At 65.5% G+C, this 20,113-nt stretch carries 17 protein-coding genes; 9 read left to right on the top strand and 8 right to left on the bottom strand.

The window, feature by feature from the left end; genetic code table 11:
• Positions 1–74 precede the first annotated feature (74 nt).
• Complete coding sequence (locus D779_RS06675; protein ID WP_043751407.1) at positions 75–758, top strand: nucleotidyl transferase AbiEii/AbiGii toxin family protein; 684 nt, start codon at positions 75–77, stop codon at positions 756–758.
• 6 nt (positions 759–764) lie between these two features.
• On the opposite strand, the gene D779_RS06670 is transcribed toward D779_RS06675, so the two are convergent.
• The 6 genes from D779_RS06670 to D779_RS06645 form a co-directional block, all read right to left on the bottom strand.
• Positions 765–1,148, bottom strand: coding sequence for a DUF779 domain-containing protein (locus D779_RS06670; RefSeq protein WP_043751404.1), 384 nt, complete (start codon positions 1,146–1,148; stop codon positions 765–767).
• Positions 1,149–1,257: 109 nt separating this feature from the next.
• The gene (gene adh, locus D779_RS06665; RefSeq protein ID WP_043751401.1) at positions 1,258–2,778 is read right to left on the bottom strand and encodes an aldehyde dehydrogenase; all 1,521 of its coding nucleotides are present in this window, start codon (positions 2,776–2,778) and stop codon (positions 1,258–1,260) included.
• 283 nt (positions 2,779–3,061) lie between these two features.
• Positions 3,062–3,655 carry a DUF447 domain-containing protein gene (locus D779_RS06660; RefSeq protein ID WP_198295680.1) on the bottom strand — a complete coding sequence of 198 codons (594 nt, stop codon included), beginning with the start codon at positions 3,653–3,655 and terminating at the stop codon, positions 3,062–3,064.
• 65 nt (positions 3,656–3,720) lie between these two features.
• Positions 3,721–5,682, bottom strand: a complete 1,962-nt coding sequence (locus D779_RS06655; protein ID WP_043751398.1) for a sigma-54-dependent Fis family transcriptional regulator — start codon at positions 5,680–5,682, stop codon at positions 3,721–3,723.
• Positions 5,683–5,842: 160 nt separating this feature from the next.
• Positions 5,843–6,148, bottom strand: coding sequence for a hypothetical protein (locus tag D779_RS06650; RefSeq protein ID WP_232424098.1), 306 nt, complete (start codon positions 6,146–6,148; stop codon positions 5,843–5,845).
• A 164-nt stretch (positions 6,149–6,312) separates the two neighbouring features.
• On the bottom strand, positions 6,313–6,624 hold the full coding sequence (locus tag D779_RS06645) for a c-type cytochrome (RefSeq protein ID WP_094300767.1): 312 nt from the start codon (positions 6,622–6,624) through the stop codon (positions 6,313–6,315).
• Positions 6,625–6,778: 154 nt separating this feature from the next.
• Between D779_RS06645 and hydG the strand changes: the two genes are divergently transcribed.
• The 6 genes from hydG (at position 6,779) to D779_RS06615 (ending at position 16,327) form a co-directional block, all read left to right on the top strand.
• Positions 6,779–8,236, top strand: a complete 1,458-nt coding sequence (gene hydG, locus D779_RS06640; RefSeq protein WP_043751389.1) for a [FeFe] hydrogenase H-cluster radical SAM maturase HydG — start codon at positions 6,779–6,781, stop codon at positions 8,234–8,236.
• Positions 8,237–8,270: 34 nt separating this feature from the next.
• Positions 8,271–9,656 (top strand): aspartate ammonia-lyase, encoded by a 1,386-nt coding sequence (locus D779_RS06635; protein WP_232424097.1) that lies wholly within the window; start codon positions 8,271–8,273, stop codon positions 9,654–9,656.
• A gap of 75 nt (positions 9,657–9,731) precedes the next feature.
• Positions 9,732–10,973 carry a [FeFe] hydrogenase H-cluster maturation GTPase HydF gene (gene hydF / locus D779_RS06630; protein ID WP_043751383.1) on the top strand — a complete coding sequence of 414 codons (1,242 nt, stop codon included), beginning with the start codon at positions 9,732–9,734 and terminating at the stop codon, positions 10,971–10,973.
• A complete protein-coding gene (gene hydE, locus D779_RS06625) occupies positions 10,970–12,220 on the top strand; it encodes a [FeFe] hydrogenase H-cluster radical SAM maturase HydE (RefSeq protein WP_043751379.1) in 1,251 nt (416 codons plus the stop codon). The genes hydF and hydE overlap by 4 nt, the downstream gene beginning before the upstream one ends.
• A 533-nt stretch (positions 12,221–12,753) precedes the next feature.
• Entirely contained in the window at positions 12,754–14,406 is a 1,653-nt protein-coding gene (locus D779_RS06620; protein ID WP_232424096.1) for an NAD(P)H-dependent oxidoreductase subunit E, read from the top strand.
• A 22-nt stretch (positions 14,407–14,428) separates the two neighbouring features.
• Positions 14,429–16,327, top strand: coding sequence for an NADH-dependent [FeFe] hydrogenase, group A6 (locus tag D779_RS06615; RefSeq protein WP_081763369.1), 1,899 nt, complete (start codon positions 14,429–14,431; stop codon positions 16,325–16,327).
• A 209-nt stretch (positions 16,328–16,536) separates the two neighbouring features.
• On the opposite strand, the gene D779_RS06610 is transcribed toward D779_RS06615, so the two are convergent.
• Both D779_RS06610 and D779_RS06605 read right to left on the bottom strand, forming a co-directional pair.
• A complete protein-coding gene (locus tag D779_RS06610) occupies positions 16,537–17,211 on the bottom strand; it encodes a cysteine hydrolase family protein (RefSeq protein ID WP_043751374.1) in 675 nt (224 codons plus the stop codon).
• Positions 17,212–17,331: 120 nt separating this feature from the next.
• Positions 17,332–18,405 (bottom strand): endonuclease, encoded by a 1,074-nt coding sequence (locus D779_RS06605; protein WP_043751371.1) that lies wholly within the window; start codon positions 18,403–18,405, stop codon positions 17,332–17,334.
• A gap of 169 nt (positions 18,406–18,574) precedes the next feature.
• Between D779_RS06605 and D779_RS06600 the strand changes: the two genes are divergently transcribed.
• Positions 18,575–19,108 carry an O-acetyl-ADP-ribose deacetylase gene (locus D779_RS06600; protein WP_043751370.1) on the top strand — a complete coding sequence of 178 codons (534 nt, stop codon included), beginning with the start codon at positions 18,575–18,577 and terminating at the stop codon, positions 19,106–19,108.
• Entirely contained in the window at positions 19,105–20,055 is a 951-nt protein-coding gene (locus D779_RS06595; protein WP_232424095.1) for an ADP-ribosylglycohydrolase family protein, read from the top strand. Before D779_RS06600 ends, D779_RS06595 begins: the two co-directional genes overlap by 4 nt.
• Positions 20,056–20,113: the final 58 nt, after the last annotated feature.

Genomic DNA, 20,113 nt, shown 5'->3' with positions numbered 1-20,113 from the left:
CACCACCGGACGTTGGACTCAGTTCTGGGAGAAAATCGATCAATTTGGCGCTGAATGCTGCTGCTGAGGACATCATGCGGAGGCCGCACCCCTCGGAGGATCTGGATTTCATCCTGAGAGAGCCGGACTCCGGATTCGAGTGGGCGCGGTATTTCGAGGGGCTGGTCGAGGTGATGGCCGAGTTCGGCGTGCGCTGCGAGCTGATCGATCGTGGTCGGATGGATCGGGCCGTGAGGCAGGCCATGCTCAAGGACGACTCCATCGCGCGGCAGCTCGATCTGTCCTTCTATCGCGGCGACAGCGGCCGCAAGCTCCGGGTCAAGCTGGAGATCGACACTTGTCCGCCGTCGTATTCGGGATTCGAATACCGCTATCTCGACTTCCCCTTGGATTTCGAGGTCTGCATTCAGGATCTGCCGAGCAATTTCGCGCTGAAGATCCATGCCTTGCTGTGCCGTCCCTACCTCAAGGGGCGCGATTGGTTCGATTTCGCCTGGTATGTCGCGCGAGGTGTGAGGCCCAATCTCGCGCATCTCTCTGCGGCCATCGATCAATTCGGCCCTTGGCGGGGGGCGGGTGTGGAGGTGGACGAGGCGTGGCTGGAGACGGCCTTGATCGAGCGCATTCGTGCCATCGATTGGACCGCGGCGGCGCGAGATGTGGAGCCCTTCCTGGGCACGTCCGAGCAGGCCGGATTGAAGCTCTGGGGCGAGCGTTTCTTCGCCGATAAGGTGGCGAAGCTCGTCCTGCCCGCCTGATGGCGCTCAGCCATCCCCATGCTCCACCGGCGCGACGCTGGCCAATTCATCGTCGGTGAACAGCCGTGAGCGGGTGAGGAAGCGCACTCCCTCAGGTCCTTCGAGCGAGAACATGCCGCCGCGTCCGGGGACGACGTCGATGACGAGCTGGGTGTGCTGCCAGTATTCGAACTGGGATTCGCTCATCCAGAAGGGACAGTTTCCGATTTCTCCGAGCTTGACGTCGCTGGCGCCGGTGCGGAATTCGCCGGCCGGCCAGCACATGGGGGCGCTGCCGTCGCAGCAGCCGCCGGACTGGTGGAACATGAGCTCGCCGTGCATCTCGCGCAGCCGCTCGATCAGTTCCAGGGCCGCCTCGGTGGCGACGACGCGGGGTGTGGTGTCGGGCATGGCGCTGGCTCCATGGCGGTTCGAAGTGAGGGCGCCGGGTCTTGCCCGGTGCCGTCGCTGCGCGGTTCCCAGGCCGCGATGGGCCTGGAGACCTTGGGGCGGAGTCGGATCAGAAGAAGCCCAGGGCGTTGGGGCTGTAGCTGACCAGCAGGTTCTTGGTCTGCTGGTAGTGATCGAGCATCATCTTGTGGGTCTCGCGTCCGATGCCGGATTGCTTGTAGCCGCCGAAGGCGGCGTGGGCCGGATAGAGGTGATAGCAGTTGGTCCAGACGCGGCCGGCCTGGATGTTGCGGCCCATCACGATGGCGCGGCGTCCGTCGCGGCTCCAGACGCCCGCGCCCAGGCCGTAGAGCGAGTCGTTGGCGATCTCGAGCGCCTCCTGCTCGTCCTTGAAGGTGGTCACCGAGACCACGGGGCCGAAGATCTCCTCCTGGAAGATGCGCATCCGATTGTGGCCCCGGAAGATGGTCGGTTTGACGTAGTAGCCCTCGGCGAGGTCGCCCTCCAGGACGTTGCGCTCGCCGCCGAGCAGGCACTGGGCGCCCTCCTGCTTGCCGATGTCGATGTAGGAGAGGATCTTGTCGAGCTGCTCGCTCGATGCCTGTGCGCCGATCATGGTGTCGGTATCCAATGGATTGCCCTGACGGACCTTGCCGACCCGGTCGATGGCCTGTTCCAGGAACCGATCGGCGATGGACTCCTGGATCAGCACCCGCGAGGGACAGGTGCAGACCTCGCCCTGGTTGAGGGCGAACATGGCGAAGCCTTCCAGGGTCTTGTCGAAGAATTCGTCGTCCTGGTCCATGACGTCGGCGAAGAAGATGTTCGGCGACTTGCCGCCCAGCTCCAGGGTGACCGGGATGATGTTCTCGGCCGCGTACTGCATGATCAGCCGCCCGGTGCTGGTCTCGCCGGTGAAGGCGATCTTGGCGATACGCTTGTTGGTCGCCAGCGGCTTGCCCGCCTCGACGCCGAAGCCGTTGACGATGTTGAGCACGCCCGGGGGCAGCAGGTCCTGGATCAGCTCGGCGACCACCAGGATGCCGACGGGCGTCTGTTCGGCGGGCTTGAGGACCACGCAGTTGCCGGCCGCCAAGGCGGGGGCCAGTTTCCAGGCCGCCATGAGGATGGGGAAGTTCCAGGGGATGATCTGACCCACCACGCCGAGCGGCTCGTGGAAGTGATAGGCGACGGTGTCCCGGTCGATCTCGCAGATGGAGCCTTCCTGGGCGCGGATGCAGCCGGCGAAGTAGCGGAAGTGGTCGATCGCCAGCGGGATGTCGGCGGCCATGGTCTCGCGGACGGGCTTGCCGTTGTCCCAGGTCTCGGAGAGTGCGATCCGTTCCAGGTTCTGCTCCATGCGGTCGGCGATCTTGAGCAGGATGTTGGAGCGCTCGGCCGGCGAGGTATGGCCCCAGGCGTCCTTGGCCGCGTGGGCGGCGTCCAGGGCCAGCTCGATGTCGGCGGCCGACGAGCGCGGGATCTCGCAGAAGACCTGGCCGTCGACCGGCGAGACGTTCTCGAAATAGCGTCCCTCGACGGGCGGCACCCACTCGCCGCCGATCAGGTTGGCATAGCGGGGTTTGAAGCTGAACCTGGAATCGGGCTGACCGGGCTTGGCGTAGATCATCTCTGTCTCTCCTTTGCGCTCTTTGCTTTTGTCGTCATCGGCCGCCTGTTTCGGGCGGCGGTTTCGTGATAAAGCAAATTGGACGCCATGACCGCCGAGGTCCTGGGATGGGGTGCGCGGGGTCTAATCTGTTCCAGGAATGGAACAGAGTGTCACCCTGTGACCCGTTGCAGGTCGTGCGCTGGGCTCAGGGGTCAATGCCGGGAGAGGGCCTCTTGGGCGGTGCGGCGGACATTGGGATCCTCGGCAATCCACTCCGAAAGGAGAGGATCCCGGTGTGCCATCATCCTTCGTCTTGTGCGCCCGCTTGAGCGATCGTGGCGGTCTTGCGCTCGGTGACATGGTCCATGAGCCAGTTCCAGGCCTGCTGCTCGCGCGGGCCGGCGGTCTTCTCGACCAGCGTCAGCAGATAGGCCATCTCTTCCACGACCTTCTGCAGAGGCATGCGCTCCAGGCGGCTGACCAGGATGGCGAGCTCCAGCACGGCGGCCTGGGCGCGATTGAAGCCCTGGAAGGGGCGATGCGTTTCCTCGTGCAGGACACGGCAGAGCAGGCGGGGCCGGACCTCGTCCTCCTCGAGATCGAGGAGCTGGATCTCGGTATGGGCCAGGGTGTCGCGCAGGCGCGGCGCATCGATTCGGGTGCTTTCCAGGAGCGGCCAGTCGCGGCGTCCGGTGATGCAGCCGGCGAAGATGCAGACGTCGTCCGTGTAATTGACGGTGGCACAGCGGGTCTGGATCAGGTTGTCCAGGGTCCTGGACGGACGCATCGCCGAGATCACGACGAGATCTTCGCGGCGGCGAATACCGATGGGGGCGATGTGAGGCTCGCCCTCGGAATTGACTGTGGTGATGATGACTTCCTGGATCACGGTCATTCTACTCTGGCTTGTGGTTGGCTGAGGTCTTGCGATCGGCTTCGTCTGGGCGGGACACCGGCCGGTCATCGGGCCGGTTCGATGCCGTAGCGTTTCATGCGTCTGTAGAGGGTATTGCGGCTCAAGCCCAGATTCTTGGCGACTCGGCTGACATTCCAGCGGGCGTCCTCCAGCAGTTCGAGCAGTGCCTCGCGCTCGGCGATGGCGAGGGTGCCGAGCCCCCGGGCGGATCTGTCGTGGCGGTCGGGCGCGCGTTCAGGATAACGGATCTCCTCGGGTAGATCCCGAGTCCGGATACGCTGGTCCTCGCAGAGTGCCGTGGCCGCTCTCAGGATGTTGCGCAATTGGCGCAGATTGCCGGGCCAGGGGTAGGCCAGCATGCGTTCCAGGGCCTCGGCCTCCCACTCGATCTCGATCCCGTCGCCGGATTCTTCCCGGGTCAGCGCGAGGATGAGCTCACGCCTGTCGCGGCGGTCGCGCAGCGGGGGAATCTGGATGCTGATGCCGTTGATTCGATAGTAGAGGTCCTCGCGGAACCGGCCTTCCGCGATGAGCGCCCGAACGTCGCGGTGCGTGGCGCTGATGAGCTGGATGGAGACCGGGATCGGCGTTTCGCCTCCGAGCGGAACCACTCGCCGGTCCTCGAGCACCTGGAGCAGACGGGCCTGCAGGTCGATCGGCATGTCGCCGATCTCGTCGAGAAAGAGTGTGCCGCCGTCGGCCTGGAGGATCTTGCCCCGGCTGCCGTCGCGGCTGGCGCCGGTGAAGGCGCCGGGCCTGTAGCCGAACAGCTCGCTCTCGATCAGCGACTCGGGCAGCGAGGCGCAATTGAGGGCGACGAAGGGCCGGTCGCGGCGCGCGCTGGCCTGGTGCATGGCGCGGGCGAAGACGTCCTTGCCGACACCCGTCTCGCCGAGCAGCAGGCAGGGCAGGTCGCGGCCGAGCACCTTGGTGACGGTCTCGATGTTGCGCTGCATCCGCGGGTCGCCCAGATGCAGCCGCTCGAATGGGGCGCGGCTGTCAGGGGCCTTCTGGATGGCGGGCCTGGGTCTGTGGCGCGATGCCGTTGCCCGGGTGCGTGCCGTGCCCTTTTCGGGGGCCTGCACCTTGGCGAAAAAGCGTCGCTCCGAGCGGGTTTCGATGATGGGGAAGGCCGGGCAGCTCTGCGAATGGGCGCGCTCGAGCAGCATGGGCAGCGAGATGGCGAAGAGCTCCTGGATCTCGCGCCCGACGATCCGCTGCGGCGCATCCAGTCCCATCTGGAAGATGGCGCTGCGGTTGGCGGCCAGGACCCGGCCGTCAGGGGTGAAGGCGACGAGCCCCTCGCCCAGGGTGCCGATGAACTCGGCGCGGCTATGGCAGCGGAAGACGTAGGCCTCCTTCATGGCGCAGAAGAAGACGCGGTTCTCGATCATCTGGGCCGACATGTTGAGCAGCACCATGGTGTGCTTCTGGGCCAGTTCGGCCTCGCTGGAGGCGTCGAGGATGGCCAGCAGGTTGCCGTGCGGATCCAGAATGGGCGCCGCGGCACAGGTCAGGCGGGCGTTGCGCAGCAGATAGTGCGCGGTCTTGTGGACGACCAGCGGCTTCTTCTCGACCAGGCAGGTGCCGATGGCGTTGGTGCCCTGGGTCCGCTCGTCCCAGACCGCCCCGGTCTGCAGACGGACGTTGGCGGCGGTGTCGGTGAAGATGGGATCGCCGATGTAGTTGAGCAGCACGCCCTCGCGGTCGGTGAGGATGATGGCGTGACCCGAGCCGGCCAGCTGCTGGTAGAGATCGCTCATCTCGTGGCGGGCGATCTCGAGCAGTCGGCAGGACTGCTCCTGGCGCTCGCGCAGATCGGCGCGCGGAACGACCACGGGGTCGGGGGCATCGATCGGGTCCAGTCCGTAGCCGCTGAAGCAGCGCCGCCAGGAGGCGACCGTCATGGCGTCGAATTGCTCGCAGACGACCGCGTCGCCCGCGATTCCGGCCTTGACCAAGGCCGCATGCTCAGATCCGCTGAGCCGCATGATTGCAGCACCCACGCTAAAGCCTCCTCGGTTGTCGCCCGTTTGGCACGGGTCTCTATGTATTCCCCATCAGATTGGTCGTATGGGGGCGCTGGGACACACACTAGCACGGCTCGGATCCGCGCCAGACATTCGGGGCCTTCCTGACCGACGGTCGGCGGCGGGCAGGGCGATCTTACTGGCTTCCCGAGTCGGGGAAGCAGCGCAGTCCGGTGCGGGATTCGAAGTCGGCGCAGGGGGTCATGTAGGAGACGGTGTTGTCCGTGTGGATTCTCAGCACATGCCGTCCGCCGTGCTTGCAGGCGACCGCGACCAGTGCCTCGCCGTTCGAACTGGTTCCGATCGCCTGGGTTCTGGCGATGCCCTGGCAGGGACCGCCGAAGCGGGTGATGGCTGCCAGGAACAGCCGATCCGCGAGCTCCGCTCCCGTGGGCATGGTCGGAGTGGTGAATGCGGCCAGCAATAGAACGGCAGCGGTCATCGGAATTCTCTTGCGTTGGCGCCCATCCTTCATGGCGCTGGGGTTTCGAAGGGACCTCGTCGTGTCTGTCAAGGGGCCACCTCAGTGTCGATGCTGTGCTTCGGGTTTTGCGATCGAGTGGGCGTGATTGTAACCCCGTTGCCCTGGGCGTGCGCCTGTGGCGGTCACTCGTTCGCCAGCCACTCGGCCAGTATCTCCAGCTCCGCGTCCGGCAGCGGTCCGACGGCCGTCCGCATGGCGACCGAGAGGCCGTTGGTGCGTCTGCCGTCGCGGATATCCTTCATCTGCTGAAGCAGATAGGTGGCCGTTTGTCCCGCGAGCTTGGGATAGATGGGAAGGACGGGGGCGTCCGGTCGCTCGCCATGGCAGGTGTCGCAGAGCCGCGTCCGATAGAGCTCGGCTCCGTCCGCCGCGAAGGCGGTGGCCAGCGTGCAGAAAAGAAGAACGATGGCCGCTATGGCTTGACGTAGGATCATCCTGGCGCTCTCCATCCGTGCTCGATTCCTCGGGCGTCTCTTGCGTTCGGTGTACCTTATTGAGTGTTTATACTCATTATTTCTTGTCGTGCTCCATGGCGTGGATCTACCATGTCCGGCGCTATTCAGTTCTAGCGACCCCGGAGATCCTGCAATGACGATTCTGGCGAGCGCTGACGGCGGCTCAGGCCCCGCTGGCTCCCACCGGGCGGAAAACGACACCTCCTGGCTCGATGCCGGGGAGATCCAATCCGCCCTCGATGCCCATATCCGCGAGGATGCCACGCTGATACGGGAGGTGCTCGCCAAATCGCGCGAGCTCGAGGGATTGACGGCCGGCGAGGTCGCCGCCCTGCTCCAGGTCCAGGATCCCGAGCTGACCGAGGAACTCTACGCCGCCGCGCGCTGGGTGAAGGAGGCCATCTACGGCAAGCGCATCGTCCTCTTCGCCCCGCTCTACATCTCCAACTTCTGCGGCAACGCCTGTTCCTACTGCGCCTTCAGCAAGGACAACAGGACCCTCAAGCGCCGCGCACTCACCATCGAAGAGATCCGGCGCGAGACCGAGGTGCTCATCGATCAGGGCCACAAGCGTATCCTCATGGTGGCCGGCGAGTCCTATCCGCGCGGGTTCGACTATGTGATCGAGGCGCTCGAGGCCATCTATTCGGTCCGCCGCGGCAACGGCGAGATTCGGCGCATCAATGTGAATCTGGCCCCGCTCGGGGTCGATGAGTTCCGCCGCCTGCACGCGGTCGGCATCGGGACCTACCAGTTGTTCCAGGAGACCTATCAGCGCGACGTCTATGCCGCCGTGCATCTGAGCGGCAAGAAGCGCGACATGGACTGGCGTCTCTCGGGGCCGGACCGCGCCATGCAGGCCGGTATCGACGATATCGGTCTGGGCGCGCTGCTGGGGCTGGGCGACTGGCGCTTCGACGTGCTGGCGCTCATGAAGCATGCCGAGCATCTGGAGTCCACCTATGGCGCCGGCTGTCACACCATCAGCGTGCCCCGCATCGAGCGGGCGCACGGCTCGGACTTCTCCAACGCGCCCCTGAATCCGGTCTCCGACGAGGACTTCAAGCGTCTGGTCGCCATCCTGCGTCTGGCCGTGCCCTATACCGGTATCATCATGTCGACGCGCGAAAATGCGGAAATGCGTCGCGAGACCCTGGCGCTGGGCGTCTCCCAGATCTCGGCCGGAAGCCGCACCAATCCGGGCGGCTATGCCGCGCAGCTCGATCAGGTCGAAGATGATTTCGACGAGAGCCAGTTCTCGCTCGGCGATCATCGTCCGCTCGACACCGTGGTGCGCGAGCTGGCCGCGCTGGACTATACCCCCTCCTTCTGCACCGCCTGCTACCGCAACGGACGCACCGGCGAGGATTTCATGCACTGGGCCAAGACGGCCGACATCAAGCAGAAATGCGGTCCCAACTCGGTTGGCACCTTCATGGAATATCTGCTCGATTACGCCAAGCCGGAGACGGTCAGTGCCGGCGAGCAGGCAATCGAGCGCGATCTGGCCGAGATGGGTACGGAAGAGCGGCGCGTCTCGGACGTGATCCTCGATCGCATCCGCTCGGGCAAGCGCGACGTCTTCTGCTGAGATGGCCGGAGGGACCGGGGAGCCGGATGCCGGTATGCGCATCGAGTCGGATGCGCTCGGCGAGTTTCCCGTTCCGGCCGATGCCTATTATGGCATCCACACCGCCCGCGCCCTGGCCAACTTCGACCTGCTCGGCCGGCCCTGCCGCGCCGAGCTGATCCGCGCCATGGCGCAGGTGAAGCTGGCCTGCGCCCGCACCAACGCCGAGCTCGGATTCCTGTCGGAGGCCGAGGCCGGGGCCATCCAGGCCGCCTGCCGCGAGATCCTCGCGGGCGGTCTGCACCCATGGATCCGGGTCGACGCGCTCCAGGGCGGCGCCGGCACCTCGCTCAACATGAATCTCAACGAGGTGATCGCCAACCGCGCCGAGGAGCGTCTGGGCGGGTCGCTCGGGTCCTATGCGCGCGTCCATCCGCTGCATCAGGTCAACCTGCACCAGTCGACCAACGACGTCTTCCCGACCGCGCTCAAGGTCGCCTCCCTCGTGGCGCTGGACCGGCTGGAGAAGGGCATCGCCCGGCTGCAGTCCGCCTTCCAGGCCCGGGAGCACGTCTTCGAAGGCATTCCCAAGATGGGCCGGACCCAGCTCCAGGATGCCTGTCCCATGACCGTGGGCGCCGCCTTCGGCGCCTGGTCGGAGGCCTTCGCCCGCGACCGCTGGCGCGTCTTCAAGTGCAAAGAGCGGCTACGGGTCGTCAACCTGGGCGGGACCGCCATCGGCACCGGGCTGACCGCCCCGCGCGACTACATCTTCCGCGTCACCGACCGGCTGCGCGAGGAGACCCGGCTCAACCTCGCCCGCGCCGAGAACCTGCTGGACGCGACCCAGAACGCCGACGTCTTCGTCGAGGTCTCGGGCATCCTCAAGGCCCATGCGGTCAATCTCTACAAGATCTCGTCCGATCTGCGCCTGCTCGCCTCGGGCCCGCGCGCCGGTATCGCCGAGCTGCGCCTGCCGCCGGTCCAGGCGGGATCCAGCGTCATGCCGGGCAAGGTCAACCCGGTCGTCTGCGAGGCGGCGGCCCAGGCGGCCATGACCGCCATCGGCAACGACACCATGATCACCCAGGCCTGCCAGTCGGGTCAGCTGGAGCTCAACGCCTTCCTGCCGCTGGTGGCCAACGCCCTGCTGGAGAGTCTGGCGGTGCTTGAGCGCGCCTCCCTGACCCTGGCCGAGCGCTGCGTCGATGGCATCGAGGTGGACGCCGACCACTGCCGCGAGCAGGTCGAGCGCTCCTGGGCCGTCGTCACCGCCCTGGTCCCCGCGCTCGGCTACGAGACCGCCTCTCGCGTCGCCAAGGAGGCGGCCGCGAGCGATCGACGGGTCCGCGACCTGGTGCTGGAGGCGGGGCTGCTCGATGCGGCGACGCTGGACCGGCTGCTCTCGCCGGCCGCCATGACGGCGCTCGGGTTTCGTTGAGGCCCGATGCGTCGCATCACCAAAATTCTGGCCGCTGGCCGCTGGCCGCTGTATTCCCCTCCGTGAGTTTCTCCCATGCTGGACACCCCCAAGAGTCTGCGTCTGCACATCGGCATCTTCGGACGCCGCAATGCCGGCAAGTCGAGTCTGATCAACGCCCTGCTGGGCTATCCGCTCTCCATCGTCTCGGACGTAGCCGGGACCACCACGGATCCGGTCGAGAAGGCCTTCGAGTTGCCGCCGATCGGGCCGGTCGTCTTCGTCGACACCGCCGGGATCGACGACGAGGGCGCGCTGGGCGGGATGCGTATGGCCAGGACCGCCGGGGTGCTGGAGCGGGTGGACGTGGCCCTGCTGGTCTGCGACCAGCGCGGTCTCGGCGACGAGGAGCGCGCGCTGATCGCCCAGCTCCGCGAGCGCGAGACGCCGATCCTCTGCGTACTCAACAAGAGCGATCTGGGCGAGGCGCCGGATGCCGGAATCGCCGAGCTGCTCGGGGAGGGCGGCGAGCTGGTGCGGATCTCGGCGCTGGAGCACCAGAACATCGACGCGGTGAAGGAGTCCATCATCCGTCTGGTGCCCGAGGACTATTTGCAGGAGCCGCCGCTGGTCGCCGACCTCATCCAGCCGGGCGGCAGCGTGGTGCTGGTCGTGCCCATCGATCTGGGCGCCCCCAAGGGACGGCTGATCCTGCCCCAGGTCCAGGTCATCCGCGAGGTACTGGACGCGGACGCCGTCTGCACGGTAGTCAAGGAGCGTGAGCTCTCGGCCGTGTTCGAGGATCTGCGCACCCCGCCCTCGCTGGTGATCTGCGACTCGCAGGTGGTCATGAAGGCGGCGGCGGACACCCCGCCCGAGGTGCCCCTGACCACCTTCTCCATCCTCATGGCCCGCTTCAAGGCGGATCTGATCAAGCTGACCGCTGGCGCGGCTATGATCCACAGGCTCAAGCCGGGCGACCGGGTGCTGATCGCCGAGGCCTGTACCCACGATCTCATCTGCGACGACATCGGCCGGGTCAAGATCCCGCGCTGGCTGCGCCAATTCGTCGGAGGTGAACTCCAGATCGACTTCAGCAGCGGCAAGTATTTCCCCGAGGAGATCGCCCACTACGATCTCATCATCCAGTGCGGGGCCTGCATGGTGACGCGCAAACACATGCTCTCCTGGCTCTATCGGGCCGAGCGCCAGGGCGTTCCCATGACCAACTATGGCGTGGCCATCTCGCTGCTCCAGGGCGTGCTGACACGCTCGCTGCAGTCCTTTCCGGCGGCCATGGCGGCCTATGAAGACGCCTGTCGGGAGGCTTCGACATGAAGACCCTGGACGACCTTCTGCGGCAGGAGCGCTTCAGCGACGCTGACATCATCCGCCTGCTGGGTCTTACCGATCCCGAGGACTGCGAGCGTCTGCGCCGGGCGGCCTACGATCTCACGACCCGTCTGGTCGGCGATCTGGTCCACTATCGCGGCATCATCGAGTTCTCCAACCGCTGCACCCTCAACTGCCGCTATTGCGGCATCCGTCGCGACAACCGCGCGCTGGAGCGCTACGACCTGAGCCTGGAGCAGCTGGTCGAGGGGGCGGTCTGGGCGGCGGAGAACAACTACGGCTCGGTCTGTCTCCAGGCGGGTGAGCGGCGCGACGAATCCTTCGTCGCCTTCGTCGAGGACTGCATCCGCGAAATCCGCGCCCGTACCCGGTCCGAACGGCTGCCCGAGGGGGCCAGCATCACGCTCTCGCTCGGCGAGCAGCCGCTGGAGACCTACGCACGCTGGCGCGCGGCGGCGGGCGAGGCCGATTGCATGCGCTATCTGCTGCGCATGGAGACCACCAATCCCGAGATCTTCGCCCGGCTCCATCCGGACGGATTCGCCCACGAGAAGGCCTATGCCTCGCGCATCCAGGCGCTTCGGGATCTGCGCACGGCCGGGTTCCAGGTCGGTACCGGGGGCATGATCGGGCTGCCGGGTCAGACCCTCGCCGATCTCTGCGCCGACATCCGTTTCTACCAGCGCATGGACGTCGACATGCTCGGCATGGGGCCGTACATCCTCTCGCGCGGTGGCGACATGCTCGACGAGGGGATGCTGGAGCAGGGACCGCTGTTGCAGCTCGCGCTCAATATGCTGGCGGTCTGCCGTCTAGTGCTGCGCGACGTCAACATCGCCGCGGCGACCGCGTTGCAGGCCCTGGCCGAGGACGGGCGCGAGCAGGGGATCGCCCACGGCTGCAACATCATCATGCCCAACATCACCCCGCGTCCGGTGCGCAAGCGCTATCAGCTCTACGACAACAAGCCCTGCATCGACGAGGAGCCGACCGACTGCCGCGCCTGTTTAGAGGGTCGCATCCATCGCATGGGACGTCGGGTCGGCTGGAACCAGTGGGGCTGCTCGAGCCATTTTCGGAGGCGCATGAATCTGCCGGTTGTTGTGCTATCCGCGATAGATATTGCCGATGAACGCTCGGGTTCCTCCTTGATGGATATCCCCGTGCAACATGGATCGACACGCATGGAATCCGTATCTATACGTAATCGCGCGAGTTTGACCAAGTCTTGATGAGGGGGGATCCGGTTCGGTTCGGGTTCTAAGCGCCTTCTGCCTGCTCAGTGGTTATCGCTTGTCGCTCAAGAGTTTGACTAGGAAATGACTGTGGGTCAGGACAGGGGTCGGGACAGGATGCCTGTCTGAATCCTGATTTCAATGGGGTTATATTTCGTCTCCGAATGCTGTGGATTGGGTATTTTTACTCGTTCTGGTTGTCCTAGATCCTTGTATGACCGACTTATTTCAGAATACCATTAAATTCTGCGGTATTTCGTAGGGGTATTAACATGCCCAATGATGATCCTTCATCCGCCGCACCGGTCGTAACCCGTCGGATTCTGGATTCCTCTTGGATCATCCTCGCTCCCGCGCCGTTTCGGCCATCCACACGATGATGGGTCGAAACGCGGGGGCCGGCCGCCGCGGCGGCCGCCCAGTTCGTTCTCAACATGACGGCGCGTCCCTCTTGGGCAGTGGCGCGCAGACGAGGTCTTTAGATGTTGTTGACTGGGCAGGACAATGAAAAGGCGGTCATCAGGGAGTTGATGACGTCGATAGGATCGGAAAGATCCGAACTCATTCCACTCCTCCTGGCGGTGCAGGACGAATTCGGCTATGTCTCCGAATTCGCCATGCAGTTCATCGCCGACCAGCTGAAGATGCCGCCCACCGAGGTCTATGGCGTCGCCACCTTCTTCCACTTCATCAACAAGAAGCCGAAGGGCAAGTTCATCATCCGGCTCAGCCGCGACATGTCCTCGATCATGAAGGGGGCCAAGTCGGTCGCGCGCCAGCTGCGCAACGATCTGGGGATCCGCTTCGGCGAGACCACCCCGGACGGCATGTTCACCCTCGAATGGACGAGCTGCATCGGCATGAACTATCAGGCCCCGGCCATGATGGTGAACAATGAGGTCTATTCCAATCTGACCCCGCCGATGGTGCATCGCATCATCGAGGAGTGCCGCCAGGAGATCAGCATCCGCCGTCCGACCATGGGCAACGTCGGCGAGACCTATGCCAGCATGCTGAGCTACGCCTCGCACGAGCCGAACGCGGCCCTGACGCGTGCGGTCCGCGAGATGGCGCCGGCCGACGTGATCGGCGAGCTGACCGTCTCTGGCCTCAAGGGACGCGGCGGTGCCGGCTTCCCGACCGGGGTCAAGTGGAACCTGGCCGCCAAGGCCGAGAGCGATCTCAAATACATCATCTGCAATGCCGACGAGGGCGAGCCTGGCACCTTCAAGGACCGCGTCATCCTCGGCAAGTACGCCGACATGGTGTTCGAGGGCATGACCCTGGCCGGCTATGCCGTCGGGGCGACCGAGGGCATCCTCTATCTGCGCTACGAATACACCCATCTGCGTCCGCATCTGGAGGCCGTTCTGGAGACGCGCCGTCAGGCCCGTCTGCTGGGCGAGAACATCCTCGACAAGGACGGCTTCTCCTTCGACATCCGCATCCACATGGGCGCGGGCGCCTATGTCTGCGGCGAGGAGACGGCACTGATCGAGAGTCTGGAGGGTCGCCGCGGCGAGCCGCGCAACCGTCCGCCCTATCCGGTCGAGAAGGGGCTCCACGGCCGTCCGACCATCGTCAACAACGTCGAGACCCTGGCCACGGCGAGCTGCATCGTCGCCCGCGGTGCCAAATGGTTCACCGGCATCGGCACCGAGCGCTCCAAGGGCTTCAAGCTGTTCAGCGTCTCGGGCGACTGCGCCCGTCCCGGCGTCTACGAGCTGCCCTGGGGCATGACGGTGCAGCAGCTGCTGGAACTGGTCGACGGCGTGGGCGCCAAGGCGGTCCAGGTCGGCGGCTATACCGGCGAGCTGGTTCCGGCGAGCCAGTTCGACCGCGTCATGGGCTACGAGGACCTGGGCATCGGCGGCTCCATCATCGTCTACGGTCAGGGCCGCGACATGCTGGAGGTGGCCGAGAACTATCTGGAGTTCTTCGTCGAGGAGTCCTGCGGTCAGTGCACCGGCTGCCGCATCGGTAACCAGAAGCTGCTGGACGGCGTGCGTCTGCTGCAGAAAGGGACCTGTTCCAACCGCTATCTCAACGATCTCATCGGTCTCAGCCACAGCATCAAGAGCACCTCCAAGTGCGGTCTGGGGCAGGCGAGTCCCAACGTCTTCATCGCCATCAACGCGCACTTCCAGGAAGAGATCATGGCGCGCCCGATTCTGGCGGCCTGAGGACGGACGGAGAGACGCAACCATGAATACCAAGCCAATGCAGACACATCCGCATCGCCACACCGCCATCGTTCCCGGTCCGGACGCGGCCATGATCGACCTCACCATCGACGGTATCGAGCTTCGGGTTCCCGAGGGAACCACCATCCTCGATGCCGCGCGCCAGGTCGGCGTGCGCATCCCGACCCTCTGTCACCACGACGACCTCTGCACCGCCGGCGTCTGCCGCGTCTGCGTCGTCGAGGTCGAGGGCATGCGCAACCTTCAGGCATCCTGCGCCACGCCCATCACGCGTTCGATCGAGGTCAAGACCAATACGCGCACGGTCCGCAACGCCCGGCGCCATATCATCGATCTGCTGCTCGCCGAGCACTATGGCGACTGCAACACCTGCAAGCGCAACAACAATTGCGAGCTGCAGGATCTGGCGACCGAGTACGGCGTCGATTTCTACCGTTTCGGCCATCCGACCGAGCCCAAGTACGTCATCGACCGCAGCAGCCCCTCGATCGTGCGCGACATGAACAAGTGCGTGCTCTGCCGCCGCTGCGTACGCGCCTGCGAGGAGCTCCAGGGCGTAGGCTGTCTTACGGTCGCCAGCCGCTCTTCGCGCGCACATGTCGCGACCTTCGCCAACAAGCCGCTGGCCAACGTGGTCTGCATCAACTGCGGCCAGTGCATCAACCACTGTCCCACCGGGGCCTTGACCGAGGTGGACCAGACCGACGAGGTCTGGGCCATGATCGACGATCCGACCAAGCACGTGGTCATCCAGACCGCTCCCTCGCCGCGCGCGGGTATCGGCGAGTGCTTCGATCTGGAGCCGGGCACCCCCATGACCTATCAGCTCAACACCGCGCTCAAGCGGGTGGGCTTCGACGCGGTCTTCGACACCAACCACACCGCCGACCTCACCATCATCGAGGAGGGCACCGAGCTGATCCTGCGGCTCTACAAGGCGCTGGTGGAGAAGGACGAGAGCGTCAAGCTGCCCCAGTTCACCAGCTGTTCGCCGGGCTGGGTCAAGTACATGGAGAACTTCTACGCGGGCATGATCGACCATCTGTCCTCGGCCAAGAGTCCGCAGCAGATGTTCGGGTCCCTGCTCAAGACCTACTACGCGGAGAAGCGCGGCGTCGATCCGGCCGAGATGGTGGTGGTCGCCCTCATGCCCTGTACCGCCAAGAAGTACGAATGCAACCGCCCCGAGATGACCTCGAGCGGCTTCAAGGATGTCGACTACGGGCTCACCACGCGCGAGCTGGCGCGCATGATCAAGGAGACGGGCATCGATCTGCCCAACGTCCCCGAGGCGCCCTTCGACGATCCCTTCGGCGAGGCATCCGGCGCCGGTGTCATCTTCGGCGCTACCGGCGGCGTCATGGAGGCGGCGCTGCGCAGCGTGATCGAGATGGTGACCGGCCATCAGGTCGAGGACTTCTACGACCATGCCAACATCCTGCCGGTGCGCGGGATCGAAGGGGCTCGGATGGCCGAGATCCCCATCACCGAGGTCGGTCCGGTGCCGGATCTCATCAAGCACCTGGTCCCGGACTGGGAATGGCTGAAGGGCGCGACCCTCAAGGTCGGCGTGGTGCACGGCACCGCCAATGCCCAGCTGGTGATGGAGGACATCAAGGCCGGCGGTCCCTTCAGCGAGTGTCATTTCATCGAGTTCATGGCCTGTCCCGGCGGCTGTCTCGGCGGCGGCGGTCAGCCGATCCCGACCAGCCCCGAGATCCGCGCCCAGCGCGCCAAGGCGATCTACCAGATCGACGAAAGCTGCGCCGTGCGCAAGTCGCATGAGAACCCGGTCATCCTCCAGCTCTATGAGGAGTTCCTGACCGACGGACCCTGCGGCCACATCTCGCACCACCACCTGCACACCCACTACACGCCGAGAGGCAAGTTCATCCGCTGAGATGACGCCTCCAGACGGCGGCGAATCCATGCCGCCGTCTGGATCCAGAGAGTCGGAACCGCAAAGGCGCTAAGGGGAACAGGGGCTCGAGCAATGGGCGTATTCCATCCGCCGGGTGGATACACGCAATTCGCTCGGTTCATGACAATCCTTTGTTTTCTTCGCGTCCTTTGCGGTTCGATTTCTCCTTCCGAGACGAGCGGCCCCGCTCAGCTCAATCCCATCAGGCCGATCAGCTCGTCGCTGCTCATGACGTGGCAGTAGATCATGTTGATGATCTCGAGCTCGCGGCGGTGCAGCTCGTCGGTGCCGGCCGCGCAGCAGTCCTCGAGCAGGATGACGAAGAAGCTCTCGTCGGCGAGGCTGCGGATCGTGGAGGAGACGCACTGATCGGTGTAGACGCCGGTCACGATCAGATTGCGGATGCCCATGTTGTTCAGGACGAGCCGCAGATTGGTGCCCGTCAGGGCGCTGTCGGTGGTCTTGGTCACCACGATCTCGCCCGTTTTCGGGGCGAGCTCGGGGACGATCTGCGACGCCTCCGAGGTGGTGGGCATCAGCAGATTGTTCCAACCGGGGAGCTTCTGGCTCAGCGAGCGGTCCCGTCCGTCCTCGAGCAGACAGGCGATCCGGGCATGGATGACGTCGATCCCGTTGCGGCGGAAGAGCGTCTGCATCGTCCGCAGATTGGGGATGACGGTCTCGCGCATCCGGGTATGGAAGGGTTCCCAGCGGGCGCGTTCGTCCGGATCGGTCGACTGCACCATGCCGTAGTTCTGGACGTCGATGCAGAGCAGGGCGGTCTCGTGCGGGAGCAGCACCGGGTCGTCCGGCTCGGGGGCCTGCGCGTAGTAGAAGGATCGGTTGGCGGTTTTCCAGCTCATCCTCGTGACCTCGCTTGCGGTTGCCTGTCGTCTGGTTCGTCACCATACCGTCCATGGCATGCGAGCTCCAGCGTGCGGATGGAGCGGGTTGCCTCCGGGATCGCGCCGCCCGACCCCTGTCTAGAGCCGCCTGTAGTCCGAGATGTATGTGTTTCCCTTTTGCTGGATGCGGCGGATGCGCTTCTCGCGCTCGATCTCCCAGTAGTCGGGCGGATCCTCGTTGTTCCAGGCGGTATAGAGCTGTTCGTCCTGGCGGCTCAGCCGGAAGCCGTAGGTGTCGCGCATGTAGAACATGGTGCGGGCGATGTCGCCGCGGACCTTGTCGGGCGGCTGGACGCGGCGCTGGCTGGCGTCGATGCGGATGTCGCAGTTGCCGAAGCGCTCGCCGCCGCTGACCATGCCCCAGTTGAAATTCGAGCGCTGGCCGTTGATGTAGCCGTCCGCCGGATAGAGATTGAAGAGGTCGTTGTGGGCCGCCTCGAAGACCGGGTCGGTTCGCTCGCAGCATTGGCGGCCGGAGAGGGTGCGGCCGCTGTCGGTCACGCAGTCCGGGAATGCCTCCGGCTGGCGCCAGCACTTGCGCATGTTGCCGAACTGGGCGGCCGGGAAGACGTGCTCGGCCTCGACCCGCTGGGCGCGCGAGCTGGTCAGGCTCGTCAGACCGCAGGTGCCGAGCTCGATTTGGCGCTTGTCGTCATAGCGGCATCCGCAGTAGAAGGTCTCTCGATGGTCCGCATAGACCTGTTCGTAGAGCAGCCGCTTGGCCCCGGAGAAGGATGAGGCGACGCTGGGCAGGCTTGCGGCGTCTGGCGTGTCCGTGAGGGGATCCTGGGGAAGCCGGCGCTCGATCTCGCTCGGCAGGCTGCGGATCATGGACAGCAGGTCGTCGCCGATCTCGAGATCGGTCGTCTCCACCAGATCGCCGAGCCAGTCGCCCGTGTCGACGGCGATCCTGCCCAGCAGATTGCGGATGTCGACCGTGATGGAGACGGCCTCCCGGGCGTTCTCGGGCAGCTTGTCGACGATGCCCTGAGGCAGGGTCGAAACCAGGCCGATCGCGGCCAGCGCGATGGCGATTCCGCGCAGTTTGAGCAGCCAGTTCTTGACCGGCTGGGGCAGCCAGGAGATCGAGGCGGAGCGTGATTTGGCGGTCGGGCGGCGTTTCTTCGAGGCGGTTTTCGAGGCGCGGGGCATGGAGCGGCAAACCAAAGGAGACAGTGTCCCGGAACTCTATCAAATCGTTTCCCGGCGCCCGGACACATTGCGGGTTCGATTTGGCCCCAACGGTTTTGGCCGATTCTGCGTCATCCCGGTCGGCTGGGGGATGGCGATTTCCGATCGAGATGATTCTGGAGGAGGCTCCATGGCGGCGGAATTGAGCGCGGTTCGGGCGGACATCACCACCCTGGCGGTGGATGCCATCGTCAATGCGGCCAATGGCTCGCTGCTCGGCGGCGGCGGGGTGGACGGCGCCATCCATCGCGCCGCCGGTCCCGGGCTGCTCGCCGAGTGCCGCGAGTTCGGTGGCTGCGCGACCGGCGACGCCAAGATCACCGGCGGCTATCGGCTTCCGGCACGATTCGTGATCCATACGGTTGGCCCGGTCTGGCGTCAGGGGAGGGCCAATGAGCCGGAGCTGCTGGCCTCCTGCTATCGACGCTCGCTCGAACTGGCCGCATCCCATGGTCTGCGCTCGATCGCCTTTCCGGGCGTCGGCACGGGCGTCTACGGCTATCCGGCCGAGCTGGCGGCTGGGGTGGCCGTGGAGACGGTGCGGGCGACGCTGGTGCGATGTCCGTCGATCGAGCAGGTCGTCTTCTGCTGCTTCTCGGCGGACGATCTGGAGGTCTACACTCGGCTGCTTGCGGATCCGCACGACCGAGGTGCAATCAGATGACTCGACAGGCAGAGATGTCCCGGATGGATCGGTATCGCGGTGCCCTGATGGGACTCGCGACCGGCGACGCCCTGGGGACGACGCTCGAATTCACCCGGCCCGGAACCTTCGAGCCGATCGACGAGATGCGGGGCGGCGGCCCCTTCCGGCTCGCGCCCGGGCAGTGGACGGACGATACCTCGATGGCGCTCTGTCTGGCCGAGAGTTTGGTCGAGTGCGGCGGTTTCGATGCCGGGGATCAGATGCGCCGCTATCTGCGCTGGCGCGACAAGGGGCTGTGGAGCAGCACGGGGCGCTGTTTCGACATCGGCAACACGGTCGCGACCGCCCTGCGGCGTTTCGAGGAACAGGGGGATCCCTATGCCGGCTCCACGGATCCGCACAGCGCGGGCAACGGCTCGCTGATGCGCCTCGCGCCTATCCCATTGGCCTTCGGACGCGCCCCGGTGGAGGCCGTGCGCTGTGCAGGCTGCATGTCGCGCACCACGCACGGCGCATCCGAGGCGGTCGACGCCTGCCGCTACATGGCCGGGCTGATCCTGGGCGCCCTGCAAGGGGTGAATAAGGAGATCCTGCTCGCTCCGCGCTTCGCCCCCGATGGCGTCGATTGGGAGGCGCATCCCCTGAGTCCGCAGATCGACTTCATCGCCGCCGGCCGCTTCAAGGAGCGCCGGCCGCCGGCGATTCGCGGCACAGGCTATGTGGTGCAGTCGCTGGAGGCCGCGCTCTGGGCCTTCTGGACCACCGAGTCCTTCCGCGACGGCGCGCTCCGCGCCGTCAACCTGGGCGAGGACGCGGATACCACGGGCGCCATCTACGGCCAGCTCGCCGGCGCCTATTACGGTCTCTCGGCCATCCCCGAATCCTGGCGTCGGGCATTGGCCATGGTCGACGCCATCCTCGGTCTCGCCGACCGGCTCCTGGATCTGGCGGATCCTCGGGCATGAGTGTGGGCGGTCGACGCCGTCGTCTTGCCGGCCAGGGCACGGACCTGCGCCGCAGGCG

This window comes from Imhoffiella purpurea, from assembly GCF_000585215.1.
Lineage (GTDB): Bacteria > Pseudomonadota > Gammaproteobacteria > Chromatiales > Chromatiaceae > Imhoffiella > Imhoffiella purpurea.
Note: the sequence above shows the minus strand (reverse complement) of the source record. Positions and strands in the feature narration are given on the sequence as shown.